The sequence below is a fragment of the Streptomyces sp. B3I8 genome, from assembly GCF_030816915.1.
Classification (GTDB): Bacteria; Actinomycetota; Actinomycetes; order Streptomycetales; family Streptomycetaceae; genus Streptomyces.
On the sequence record NZ_JAUSYN010000002.1, the window covers coordinates 3,832,079 to 3,844,261 of the forward strand.

General features: G+C 71.2%; 12 protein-coding genes. 8 read left to right on the plus strand and 4 right to left on the minus strand.

Features of this window, described 5'->3' with window-relative positions:
• Nucleotides 1-66 precede the first annotated feature (66 nt).
• Nucleotides 67-534: a GatB/YqeY domain-containing protein gene (locus tag QFZ64_RS19200; RefSeq protein ID WP_307067398.1), complete on the plus strand. Its 468-nt coding sequence runs from the start codon at nt 67-69 to the stop codon at nt 532-534.
• 123 nt (nt 535-657) lie between these two features.
• On the opposite strand, the gene QFZ64_RS19205 is transcribed toward QFZ64_RS19200, so the two are convergent.
• Nucleotides 658-3,042 (minus strand): transglycosylase domain-containing protein, encoded by a 2,385-nt coding sequence (locus QFZ64_RS19205; RefSeq protein ID WP_307067400.1) that lies wholly within the window; start codon nt 3,040-3,042, stop codon nt 658-660.
• Nucleotides 3,043-3,577: 535 nt separating this feature from the next.
• Between QFZ64_RS19205 and QFZ64_RS19210 the strand changes: the two genes are divergently transcribed.
• Nucleotides 3,578-3,916 (plus strand): WhiB family transcriptional regulator, encoded by a 339-nt coding sequence (locus tag QFZ64_RS19210; protein WP_307067402.1) that lies wholly within the window; start codon nt 3,578-3,580, stop codon nt 3,914-3,916.
• Between the two features lie 106 nt (nt 3,917-4,022).
• On the opposite strand, the gene QFZ64_RS19215 is transcribed toward QFZ64_RS19210, so the two are convergent.
• A complete protein-coding gene (locus tag QFZ64_RS19215; protein ID WP_307067404.1) occupies nt 4,023-5,675 on the minus strand; it encodes an ArsA family ATPase in 1,653 nt (550 codons plus the stop codon).
• On the minus strand, nt 5,672-6,649 hold the full coding sequence (locus tag QFZ64_RS19220; protein WP_307067406.1) for an ArsA-related P-loop ATPase: 978 nt from the start codon (nt 6,647-6,649) through the stop codon (nt 5,672-5,674). The genes QFZ64_RS19215 and QFZ64_RS19220 overlap by 4 nt, the downstream gene beginning before the upstream one ends.
• Nucleotides 6,650-6,721: 72 nt before the next feature.
• On the opposite strand from QFZ64_RS19220, the gene QFZ64_RS19225 reads away from it, so the two are divergent.
• The 4 genes from QFZ64_RS19225 (at nt 6,722) to QFZ64_RS19240 (ending at nt 9,194) form a co-directional block, all read left to right on the plus strand.
• The gene (locus tag QFZ64_RS19225) at nt 6,722-6,880 is read left to right on the plus strand and encodes a DUF4177 domain-containing protein (RefSeq protein ID WP_009189813.1); all 159 of its coding nucleotides are present in this window, start codon (nt 6,722-6,724) and stop codon (nt 6,878-6,880) included.
• The gene (locus QFZ64_RS19230; protein ID WP_307067407.1) at nt 6,877-7,350 is read left to right on the plus strand and encodes a RidA family protein; all 474 of its coding nucleotides are present in this window, start codon (nt 6,877-6,879) and stop codon (nt 7,348-7,350) included. Before QFZ64_RS19225 ends, QFZ64_RS19230 begins: the two co-directional genes overlap by 4 nt.
• Before the next feature lie 142 nt (nt 7,351-7,492).
• Complete coding sequence (locus tag QFZ64_RS19235) at nt 7,493-8,362, plus strand: NUDIX hydrolase (protein ID WP_307067409.1); 870 nt, start codon at nt 7,493-7,495, stop codon at nt 8,360-8,362.
• Nucleotide 8,363: 1 nt separating this feature from the next.
• A complete protein-coding gene (locus QFZ64_RS19240; protein ID WP_307067411.1) occupies nt 8,364-9,194 on the plus strand; it encodes an MBL fold metallo-hydrolase in 831 nt (276 codons plus the stop codon).
• Nucleotides 9,195-9,345: 151 nt separating this feature from the next.
• On the opposite strand, the gene QFZ64_RS19245 is transcribed toward QFZ64_RS19240, so the two are convergent.
• A complete protein-coding gene (locus tag QFZ64_RS19245; RefSeq protein WP_006142016.1) occupies nt 9,346-10,020 on the minus strand; it encodes a Crp/Fnr family transcriptional regulator in 675 nt (224 codons plus the stop codon).
• Nucleotides 10,021-10,283: 263 nt separating this feature from the next.
• On the opposite strand from QFZ64_RS19245, the gene nth reads away from it, so the two are divergent.
• Together nth and QFZ64_RS19255 are read left to right on the plus strand one after the other, a co-directional pair.
• Nucleotides 10,284-11,213: an endonuclease III gene (gene nth, locus QFZ64_RS19250; RefSeq protein ID WP_307067413.1), complete on the plus strand. Its 930-nt coding sequence runs from the start codon at nt 10,284-10,286 to the stop codon at nt 11,211-11,213.
• A gap of 250 nt (nt 11,214-11,463) precedes the next feature.
• Complete coding sequence (locus tag QFZ64_RS19255) at nt 11,464-12,162, plus strand: CoA pyrophosphatase (protein WP_307071761.1); 699 nt, start codon at nt 11,464-11,466, stop codon at nt 12,160-12,162.
• Nucleotides 12,163-12,183 lie beyond the last annotated feature (21 nt).

The window sequence follows — 12,183 nt, forward strand, 5'->3', positions numbered from 1 at the left end:
GCAGGAGACGCGGGGCGCCCCGGAAATCACGGGCGGGTTGCTCCTCGTACCTGCGACAATCGAGTCATGACCACGCTCAAGTCGAAGCTGCAGGCAGACCTCAACGCCGCGATCAAGGAGCGAGACGAGCTCCGCTCCTCCACGCTCCGGCTGACCCTCACCGCCATCACCAAGGAGGAGGTCGCCGGCACGGTGAAGCGCGAGCTCTCCGACGACGAGATCACCAAGGTGATCACCCGTGAGGCGAAGAAGCGCCGGGAGGCCGCCGAGGCGTTCGCACAGGGCGGGCGTGCGGAGCAGGCCGAGCGGGAGCGGGCCGAGGGCGAGGTGCTCGCCGTCTACCTGCCCAAGCAGCTGACCGACGAGGAGCTGCGGGAGATCGTCGTCCAGGCCGTCGAGAAGGCAAGGGCGGCCGGGGCCGAGGGGCCGCGGGCCATGGGCCAGGTCATGAAGATCGTGAACCCCGAGGTGGCCGGTCAGGCGGAGGGCGGGCGGGTCGCCGCGCTCGTCAAGCAGGTCCTCGCCGCGGGTTGATCCGTAGCAAGGGGTGCCCTCCTCGACTTCAGAGAGAGTCGAGGAGGGCACCCGTCGGTACTGGGGGCACTCGTCTGTACGAGTCAGTAGGCACCGCGCCGAACCCCGTCGGCGGCGCCGGCGCTACCCGGTCTGTCCCCCGTTGCCGTTCCCCCGTACGTTGCCGTTCCCGCCGCCGTCCTGGCCCTGGAAGAAGCCGCTCGGGATGGAGAACGTCGGATCGGGGTTCGGGCTGGTCGTGCCCGCGTTCGTGCCGGCGGTCGCGCCGCCCGCCGGGCCTCCGTTGCCGTTGCCGCCGTTCGCTCCGCCCCCGTTGGTGAACCCACCGTTGGTGAAGCCGCCGAGCAGACCGCCCAGGGGGTCGTTGTCCCCGTTGCCGCCGTCGCCCCGGCCGCGGCCCTTGCCGTTCTTGTCCCCGTTGCCGTCGTTGCCCTTGCGCTTGTCGTCGGGGATGTTCACCAGGTGGAAGTCGGGCGCCTCCTTGCCCGCCAGCGCGCCGGACATCATGTCGCGCCAGATCGGACCGGGCACCTCGCCACCGAACACCTTCGCGTGCCACTGGCCGCCGATCGAGATGTCGACCATCCGCCGCTTGTGCGCCGGGTCGCCGACCCACACCGCGCCCGCCATGTTGGGCGTGTAGCCGACGAACCAGGCCGCGTAGCGGAAGTCCGTCGTACCGGTCTTGCCCGCGCTGGGGCGGTCACCGAGGCCTGCCTGCGTACCGGTGCCGTCCTCGACCACGCCCTTGAGGAGCGTGTTCACGGTGTCCGCGGTCTTCTCCGACATCGCGCGCGAGCACTTCGTCCTCGGCACCGGGAGCGACTTCTTGCTGTCGCCGACCTTCTGGGTGATGGCCTCGATCGCGACGGGCGTGCAGTACGTGCCCCGGGAGGCGAAGGTGGCGTACGCGCTCGCCATCGTCAGCGGCGACATCTCCTGCGTGCCCAGGGCGATCGACGGCGCCTGGGTGATCTTGTTGCCGTCGGCGCGGTGCACACCCATCTTCTTGGCCATGTCGATGACCGGGCAGATGCCGATGTCGGAGATCAGCTGCACGTAGTAGGTGTTGACCGACTTGGCGGTCGCTTCCTTCATGCCGTACGGGCCGTGCTCCGACTCGTTCTCGTTGGTCAGCTCGGTGCCGTCGGAGTTGACCCACTTCTTGCCGTCGCACACGGAGATCGGGCTCGGGTACTCCATCTTGTACGGCGAGGAGTAGGACTGCGTGGGCGGTGTGCCGCCCTCGAGCGCGGCGGCGGCAACGATCGGCTTGAACGTCGAACCGGGCTGGTAGCCGGCGCCGCCGCCCATGTTCTGGTTGACCGAGAGGTTGATCTGCGTCTCGTTCTTCTGGAAGCCGTACGGACGGGACTGGCCCATGGCGAGGATCTTGCCGGTGCCGGGCTCGACGATCGTCGCCGCCGTGGCCACGCTGTCGCTCTTGTTGACGTGTTGCTTGATCGACGCCTGGGCCGACTCCTGCGCCTTCGGGTCGAGTGTCGTACGGATCGTGAGGCCGCCGCGGTTCCACACCTTGGCGCGGTCCGCGCGGGTCTTGCCGAACGTCTCGTCGCTGAGGAAGACCTCGCGCACGTAGTCGCAGAAGAAGCCGGCTCCCCTGACGGCCGTGATGCAGCCGTTCTTCGGGGCACTCACGTGCAGCCCGAGGGGCGTCTTCCTGGCCTTGTCGGCCTCGGCCCGGGAGATGTCGTGGACCTGCGCCATGCGCGTGAGGACCACGTCGCGACGCTTCTTGGCCTGGCCCGGGTTGTTCATCGGGTCGTAGCCGGAGGGCGACTGGACGATGCCGGCCAGGAGCGCGGACTCCGGGAGCGTGAGGTCCTTGGCGTGCTTGGAGAAGTAACGCTGGGAGGCGGCCTCGACGCCGTAGGCCTGCTGCCCGAAGAATGTGATGTTCAGATAGTTCTCGAGGATCTTCTTCTTGCCGAGCTTCTCCTCGAGCTGGATCGCGTACTTCAGCTCGCGGATCTTGCGGCCCAGCGTCTGCTGGGTGGCCTGGGCGACCTTCGTCGGGTCGTTGCCCGCCTCTTCGACGAAGTAGTTCTTCACCAGCTGTTGGGTGAGCGTGGAGGCGCCCTCGGAGACCCCGCCGCTGTGCGCGTTCTTGTTGAGCGCACGCAGCACGCCTTTGAGGTCGACCGCGCCGTGCTGGTAGTAGCGGGAGTCCTCGATCGCGACGATCGCCTTCTGCATGTACGGCGAGACGGCCTTGAGGTCCACCACGGTGCGGTCACGTGAGTAGACCGTGGCGATCTGGCCGCCGTCGCTGTCCAGGATCGTGGTGCGCTGGCTCAGCTGCGGGCTCTTGAGGTTGTCCGGCAGGTCGTCGAAACTCTGGACCGAGCCCTTGGCGGCCAGCCCCAGCGCACCGGCCGCGGGCAGCGCGATGCCGGCCATCACCGCCCCCGCGAGCACACTCACCCCGAGGAACTTGGCGGCCTGCTGCGTGGGGGAGGTGCCCCCGCCCGAGCGCTTCTTTGGCATGGGGGCAGCCTAATCCGAAGTGATGAGCGTTCCGGGGGAGCGAACGCCCATCGGAATGTTCGAGTGCTGGATCGTGACATACGGGGCGGTCGGTCGACGGCGACCGGAGCACGAGAGGCCGGACGGGACCAAAGGGCTACCTTCCCATTCGCCGGACACGCGGACAGGCGTTGGCCTAAGCTGCTCACTGCTGTCACAGCGACAGGCCCACGTATCAAGTACGGCCGGCGACCCCGAATCGTTCCGGCGTTCAGCCACTTTTTTGTGGGATGCGTGTCCGAATCCGCCTCGTGTGTCGTCCGGCGTCCGTTGTGGCACGGCCCACCTGCCCTGATCTGCCGGGAAAGTCACGCATGTCGTCAGCTCACTCCCCCGGGTGATCTGCCGCTTCCCCATAGTCCGTTCGGGCCATTCAAGATTGGGCCCGCTGGGGGTGTTGCGCCGTGCCCACCTTCCGTAACGTCCTCAACTGGCGGCGGTGAATATGCCGTCGTCGCCGTGGGGGAGCCTCGATTCGGGAGAGGACGGCGCCGGTATGGGCTGGGTGACCGACTGGAGTGCGCAGGCGGCCTGCCGCACTACCGATCCGGATGAACTGTTCGTTCAAGGAGCAGCGCAGAACAGGGCCAAGGCGGTGTGCACGGGATGTCCCGTGCGCACGGAGTGCTTGGCGGACGCGCTCGACAACCATGTCGAGTTCGGCGTGTGGGGAGGTATGACGGAGCGCGAGCGCCGCGCGTTGCTGCGCCGGCGACCGACCGTCACCTCGTGGCGCCGTCTGCTGGAGACCGCGCGCACGGAGTACGAGCGCGGGGCGGGACTGCTCTCGCTCGACGAGGACGAGACGTACTCGGACTACGCCGCGGTGGGTTGAGCCGAGGAGAGCGGAGCCGGATTACGCCGCGTCCGTCCTCGCGCCGGCTCGGCGCCGCGTCGGTCCGGCCCACGTCAGCTCGGCGTCGTGCCGGTCCCGGCTCACGTCAGTTCGGTGCCGCGTCGGCCGCGAGCCGGTCGCCGATCTCGCGCAGGCCGGTGAGGTCGTGCACGTCACCGGGCAGTGCGGCCACCTCGGCCACCGCCACCTCGGGGTGGAGTGCGAGGAAGCGGTCGCGGGTGCGCTGCTCGCGCGCGAGCAGCCGCATGCGCTCGGCATGCAACCGGAGCAGGCCCGCCGACAATTGGTCGACGGCGGCCGTCGTGCCCGACTGCCGCTGCCGGGCAGCGGCGTCCGCATTCACGTCCACGCCTGCATTCACGCCTGCGTCCGCGGAGACCCCGTCGTCTCGCACGTTCACGTCGTCGTCTCGCACGTTCACGTCCGCGTCGACGGCGGCGTCAGCCACGTCGGCCGTGTCGGCCGCGCCGTCCACGTCCGTACCCTCGCGGGCCCCGGTCTGCCTGCCGCCGTCCTCGCCGCCGGCGGGGGAGCCCTCGTCGGAAGCGGCGGCCGGGCCCTCCGGATGGCCCGTACTGCCTGAACTGCCGTGTGTTTCGGGAGAGTTACGAGGACTGTCTTTCCCGTCCCGCTGATCAACAATGCGGGAGTCCTCAAGATTTTCCGCGGCGGCCAGCGCCCGCTCGGCGGACAGCTGCGACGCCCCGCTGCCGTGCACCCGGTTGAGGACCAGCCCGGCCAGCGGCATCCGCTCCGCGTCCAGCCGCTCCACGAAGTAGGCCGCCTCACGCAGTGCGTCCCGCTCCGGTGCCGCCACCACCAGGAACGCCGTACCGGGCGCCTGGAGCAGCTTGTACGTGGCGTCCGCGCGGGTGCGGAACCCGCCGAACATCGTGTCCATCGCCGCCACGAACGTCTGTACGTCCTGCAGGAGCTGGCCGCCGAGCAGTTTGCCCAGGGCCCCCGTCATCATCGACATACCGACGTTCAGGAACTTCATCCCCGCCCGGCCGCCGACCTTGGCGGGCGCGAGCAGGACGCGGATCAGTTTGCCGTCGAGGAACGAGCCGAGCCGCTTGGGCGCGTCCAGGAAGTCCAGCGCGGAGCGCGAGGGCGGAGTGTCGACGACGATCAGGTCCCACTCGTCGCGCGAGCGGAGCTGCCCCAGCTTCTCCATCGCCATGTACTCCTGCGTGCCCGCGAAGCCCGCCGAGAGTGACTGGTAGAAGGGGTTGCCCAGGATGGCCGCCGCCCGCTCCCGGTCCGCGTGCGCCTCGACGATCTCGTCGAACGTGCGCTTCATGTCGAGCATCATGGCGTGCAGTTCGCCGCCCGCGGCGTCGTCGACGCCCTTCACCCGGCGCGGGGTGTTGTCCAGCGCGTCGATGCCCATGGACTGCGCGAGCCGGCGGGCCGGGTCGATCGTCAGGACGACGACCTTGCGGCCGCGCTCGGCGGCTCGCAGGCCGAGGGCCGCCGCCGTCGTCGTCTTGCCGACGCCGCCGGAGCCGCAGCACACCACGATGCGGGTCCCGGGGTCGTCGAGGAGGGGGTCGACGTCCAGGACGCGCGCGGGTTCGAGGGAGCGGGCCGCCGCCAGGTCGTGCGCGGAGGCCGCGGCGCGGGCGGCGCGTTCCGCCCCGGCCGGCGGAGCCTCGGGGTCCTTCCCGGCCGGCGGAGCCTGGCGGGCTTCCCCGGCGTTCCGGGTGCGGTGCGTGGGGGCCGGGTCCGGACTCATGAGATCCCTTGCTGACGCAGTTCCTTGGCCAGGTGGTACAGGCCCGCCAGGTCCATTCCCTCGGCGAGCAGCGGGAGTTCGTGCAACGGCAGGCCGAGCTCGGTCAGCTGGGCGCGCTGCTCGCGCTCCAGCGTGTACCGCTCGGCGTACTCCTCCGCCTGTTGCAGCAGCGGGTCCACCAGGCGCTCGGCCAGCCCGCCGCGCCGGGCGCCGCCGAGCCCCGCGCCCGAGAGGGACTTGGCGAGCGCGGTGCGCGGCACCGTGCCCGCGAGTTCCAGGTCCTCCTGGTCCAGTACGGCCGGACGCACCATGTTGACGATGTTCCGCCCCACCGGCAGCCCGGCCGCGCGCAGCTCCGAGATGCCGTCCGCGGTCTCCTGGACGGGCATCTCCTCCAGCAGTGTCACCAGGTGCACGGCCGTCTCACCGGACTTGAGGACCCGCATCACCGCCTGCGCCTGGTTGTGTATGGGCCCGATCTTGGCGAGACCCGCCACCTCGGCGTTGACGTTGAGGAAACGCGTGATGCGTCCCGTGGGGGGCGCGTCCATGACGACGTAGTCGTACGCGAACCGGCCGTGCTTGTCCTTGCGGCGGACCGCCTCGCACGCCTTGCCGGTCAGCAGGACGTCGCGCAGCCCCGGCGCGATGGTGGTGGCGAAGTCGATCGCGCCGAGTTTCCTCAGGGCGCGGCCCGCGCCGCCGAGTTTGTAGAACATCTGGAGGTAGTCCAGAAGGGCCAGTTCGGGGTCGATCGCCAGTGCGAACACCTCGCCGCCCCCCGGGGCGACGGCGATCTTCCGTTCCTCGTACGGCAACGCCTGTGTCTCGAAGATCTGTGCGATGCCCTGTCTGCCTTCCACCTCCACCAGAAGCGTGCGCTTTCCCTCGGTCGCGAGGGCGAGCGCGAGTGCTGCGGCGACCGTGGTCTTTCCGGTACCGCCCTTGCCGCTGACGACCTGGAGCCTGCTCACGTATTCGAGCCTAACCAGTCCGCGCGCGGGCTACTCGGGAGGCTGTGGACAACAGCGGATACAGTCGGCCGCATGACCAAGTGGGAATACGCAACCGTGCCGCTGCTCGTCCATGCCACGAAGCAGATTCTGGACACCTGGGGCGAGGACGGCTGGGAGCTCGTCCAGGTCGTGCCCGGCCCCAACCCCGAGCAGCTCGTGGCCTATCTGAAGCGGGAGAAGCAGGCGTGAGCGCGGTCGAGGCCCGGCTCGCGGAGCTGGGGCTGACCCTGCCGGAGGTCGTGCCGCCGCTGGCCGCGTACCAGCCGGCGGTGCGGTCGGGCGCGTACGTGTACACGGCGGGCCAGCTGCCGCTGGTGGACGGGAAACTGCCGGTCACCGGGAAGGTGGGGGCGGAGGTCACCGCCGAGGAGGCCAAGGAGCTGGCGCGGACGTGCGCGCTGAACGCGCTGGCCGCGGTCAAGTCGGTCACCGGGGACCTGGACCGGATCGCCCGGGTGGTGAAGGTCGTCGGGTTCGTGGCCTCGGCCGGCGACTTCACGGGCCAGCCCGGCGTCGTCAACGGGGCCAGTGAACTGCTCGGCGAGGTGCTCGGCGACAAGGGCGTGCACGCGCGGAGTGCGGTGGGTGTCGCCGTGCTGCCGCTGGACGCGCCCGTCGAGGTGGAGATCCAGGTCGAGCTCGTGGGCGAGCAGGGGTAGGCACAGGAGCAGTGGCGGCGGGGCGGGGGGAGCAGAGGGCGCGGGCGCATGCCCCACGCCCGCGTGTGTGCCCGCGGGCGTGGGTTAGGTCTTCCTACCGGTCGGTCTCGAACATCCGCGCGTTGCGGGATAGCCTCCCCGCATGGGGAACGGGCAGTGGTTTCCGGCTGAGTGGCCGGAACTGATTCGTGCGCTGGCGGACGGCCGTCTCGCTCCGGTGCCCGCCAGGCGTGCGGCCACCGTGATGCTGCTTCGGGACACCGACGACGGGCCCGCCGTCCACATGCTGAGGCGGCGCACCTCCATGGCCTTCGCCGGGGGTGCGTACGCCTATCCGGGCGGCGGCGTCGATCCCCGCGACGACGAGCACCACGTCCGCTGGGCGGGCCCCACGCGCCAGTGGTGGGCCGACCGGCTCGGCGTGGACGGGACGGCCGAGGCCCAGGCGATCGTCTGCGCGGCCGTCCGGGAGACGTACGAGGAGGCCGGCGTGCTTCTCGCCGGACCCACCCCCGACACCGTGGTCGGCGACACCACCGGTGCCGACTGGGAGGCCGACCGTGCCGCCCTGGTCGCCCGTGAGACGTCCTTCGCGGAGTTCCTGGACCGCCGGGGCCTCGTCCTGCGCTCCGACCTGCTGGGCGCCTGGACCCGGTGGATCACCCCCGAGTTCGAGCCGCGCCGCTACGACACCTGGTTCTTCGTCGCCGCCCTGCCCGAGGGGCAGCGCACGCGCAACGCCTCCACCGAGGCCGACCGCACGGTGTGGATCCGCCCGTCCGAGGCGGCCCGGGCGTACGACGCGGGCGAGCTGCTGATGCTGCCGCCCACCGTCGCGACCCTGCGCCGGCTCGCCCCGTACGCCACCGCGGCCGAGGCGCTGGCCGCGGCGCCCGGCCGCGACATGACGCCGGTGCTGGCCCGGGCCGAGGTCCGGGACGAGGAGATCCTCCTGTACTGGCCCGGGCATGACGAGTTCACCCGGCGGATACCGAGCGGCGGAGGCCAGTGAGATGACGGAAGCAGCGGCTCTTCCCGGCCGGCCACGCGGCGAGGTCCTGTCCGGCCCCGCCACCGCCCGCGCGGTGAACGTCCTCGCGCCCAACCCGTCGGCGATGACCCTCGACGGCACCAACACCTGGATCGTCGCCGAGCCGGACTCCGATCTGGCCGTGGTCATAGACCCGGGCCCGCTGGACGACACGCACCTGCGGAGCGTCGTCGCCACGGCCGAACGGGCCGGGCGGCGGATAGCGCTCACCCTGTTGACGCACGGTCACCCGGACCACGCCGAGGGCGCCGCGAGGTTTGCGGAGCTGACGTCGACAAAGGTGCGCGCGCTGGATCCCGCGCTGCGGCTCGGGGACGAGGGGCTGGCCGCCGGGGACGTGATCGCGGTCGGCGGCCTGGAGCTGCGCGTGGTGCCGGCCCCGGGGCACACGGCGGACTCCCTGTGCTTCCATCTCCCGGCCGACGGGGCCGTCCTCACCGGTGACACCGTCCTGGGGCGCGGCACGACCGTCGTCGCCCATCCCGACGGCCGCCTGGGCGACTATCTGGACTCCCTGCGCCGTCTGAGGTCCCTCACGGTGGACGACGGCGTCCATACGGTGCTGCCGGGCCACGGCCCGGTCCTGGAGGACGCCCAGGGTGCCGTCGACTTCTACCTCGCCCACCGGGCCCACCGCCTGGCCCAGGTCGAAACGGCGTTCGAGGATGGTCACCGCACGGCGTCCGAGGTGGTGGCCCACGTCTACGCGGACGTGGACCACTCCCTGTGGCCGGCGGCGGAACTGTCGGTCCGGGCGCAGTTGGAGTACCTGGGCGAACACGGACTGATATGAGCCTTCGGGGCCCGTAACTCCCGTAACTCCCGTAACTCCCGTGACCCCCGTAACTCCCGTGACCCCCGTAGCTCCGGTAGCTGCCGTGGCTACGGGAGCTACCGGGCTGCTGGGGCTACCGGCCTACGGGCCGCGTGATCCCATGCGTCCGTCAGCGCGAGCGCTTGGCCAGCCGCTCGACGTCGAGCAGGATCACCGCACGCGCCTCCAGCCGCAGCCAACCGCGTCCCGCGAAGTCCGCGAGCGCCTTGTTGACGGTCTCCCGTGACGCGCCCACGAGCTGGGCCAGCTCCTCCTGCGTCAGGTCGTGCACCACGTGGATGCCCTCCTCCGACTGCACGCCGAAGCGCCGGGAGAGGTCGAGCAGCGCCCGCGCGACACGGCCCGGAACGTCCGAGAAGACGAGGTCGGCCATCTGGTCGTTGGTCTTGCGCAGCCGCCGGGCGACGGCACGCAGCAGCGCGGCGGCCACCTCGGGCCGCGCGTTGAGCCACGGCTGGAGGTCGCCGTGGCCGAGGCCGAGCAGTTTCACCTCGGTGAGGGCCGTGGCCGTCGCCGTGCGCGGGCCCGGGTCGAACAGCGACAGCTCGCCGATCAGCTCGCCGGGGCCGAGGACGGCCAGCATGTTCTCGCGTCCGTCGGGGGAGGTGCGGTGCAGCTTCACCTTGCCCTCGGTGACCACGTACAGCCGGTCACCGGGGTCGCCCTCATGGAACAGCGAGTCACCGCGCGCGAGGGTCACCTCACTCATGGAGGCGCGGAGCTCCGCGGCCTGCTCGTCATCGAGCGCCGCGAAGAGCGGGGCGCGCCGCAGAACGTCGTCCACGAGTTCTCTCCTTGTCGACCTGCTCAGGGGCTGTTGCCCCCCGGGTACCCATCAGTCCACCAGGGGACCCTGCTGCCCATTTTGCCGGACGGTCCAAACAGTGTGATCTGTCACAAGGATGCCGCACACCTGTGCCGGGCAGGGGGGCAGGGTCCGATTAGAGGCTTGCCGCCCCGGGGAGCGGAGCGGATGTCGGTGCCGGGTCGTAGGCTGGCCGGGTGTCCAAATCGCCGGTGAGAGCACAGGCCAAGGGGGCTGGGCGGGTGGTTGAACGTCGGGATTCCGCTGACGGCGAACAGAGCGGGGGCGGTACGGGGAAACCGGCGAAACGGGCGCGTTCCGCCGAGTCCCGCGGGGCGGCCGGTACGGGCGGTGACGGTGCGCGTGAGACGGCCGGTGAGCCGCGGGCGGTGGCCGCCGAGTCGCGTACCGCCCTGGTCCGCCGTGCCCGCCGGATCAACCGTGAACTCGCCGAGGTGTATCCGTACGCGCATCCGGAGCTGGACTTCGAGAACCCCTTCCAGCTCGTCGTCGCCACGGTCCTGTCCGCGCAGACCACCGACCTGCGCGTCAACCAGACGACACCGGCGCTCTTCGCCAGGTATCCCACCCCGGAGGACCTGGCGGCGGCGAACCCGGAGGACGTCGAGGAGATCCTGCGGCCCTGCGGCTTCTTCCGGGCCAAGACCAGGTCGGTCATGGGGCTCTCCAAGGCCCTCGTGGAGCGGTTCGACGGCGAGGTGCCGGGTCGGCTGGAGGACCTGGTCACGCTGCCCGGAGTCGGCCGCAAGACCGCCTTCGTCGTACTGGGCAACGCCTTCGGACGGCCGGGCATCACCGTGGACACGCACTTCCAGCGGCTGGTGCGGCGCTGGCGGTGGACGGAGGAGAAGGAGCCGGAGAAGATCGAGGCGGCCGTCGCCGCGCTCTTCCCGAAGAGCGACTGGACGATGCTGTCGCACCACGTGATCTTCCACGGCCGCCGCATGTGCCACGCCCGCAAACCGGCCTGCGGTGCCTGCCCGATCGCTCCGCTGTGCCCGGCGTACGGCGAGGGGGAGACGGACCCCGAGAAGGCGAAGAAGCTGCTCAAGTACGAGAAGGGAGGCTTCCCCGGCCAGCGGCTCAACCCCCCGCAGTCGTACCTGGACGCGGGCGGCGTCCCGGCCCCGCCGCTGGGGGCCACCCGGTGAACGCGGCCCCGGACGGACACCCACACGAGGGACACGCGGGACACGAGGAACGGCACGAGGAACGATACGAGCCCTCGGACGCGTTGGGACCGGCAGGACGGGGGTGGCGGTGACACACACCAGCGACACGAACACGGAACGCGCGGAGGCGCGGGCCGCGGAGGCGCGGGGTACGGGCGTGCGCGCCGAAGGCGCACAGGCGGCGGACGCGGGGTCCGCGGGAGTACGGGCCGCCGATGCCGGGCCCGCGCTGCCGGGAACCGGCGGGGGGCGGCCTGGCGAGGCGGCGCGTGTCGTCAGGGACGGCCTGCCCGAGTGGCTGGCCCCCGTCGCGCGGGCCGCCGAGACCATACGGCCCTCGCAGCTCAGCCGGTTCCTGCCGCCGCAGGACGGCGGCGGCCGGCAGTCCGCCGTGCTGATCCTCTTCGGTGAGGGCGAGCGCGGCCCGGAGCTGCTGCTCATGGAGCGCGCCGGTTCCCTGCGCTCGCACGCCGGGCAGCCCGCCTTCCCCGGCGGCGCCCTCGACCCCGAGGACGGCGACCCGGCCACCGTCGGCCCCCTGCGCGCGGCACTGCGCGAGGCCGAGGAGGAGACCGGCCTCGACCCCCGCGGCGTCCAGATATTCGGTGTCCTCCCACGGCTCTACATCCCGGTGAGCGGCTTCGTCGTCACCCCCGTCCTCGGCTGGTGGCGGGAGCCCAGCCCGATCGGCGCGGTCGACCCGCAGGAGACCGCCCGGGTCTTCACCGTCCCCGTGGCGGATCTCACGGATCCCGCGCACCGGGTCACCGCCGTGCACCCCAGAGGTCACACGGGTCCGGCATTCCTGGTCGAATCCGCCCTCGTGTGGGGTTTCACGGCGGGCGTGATCGACCGACTGCTGCACTTCGCGGGCTGGGAACGCCCCTGGGACCGCGACAAGCGGGTCCCGCTCGACTGGCGCGCATGACAGGGTGGCACCCGTGCTGTG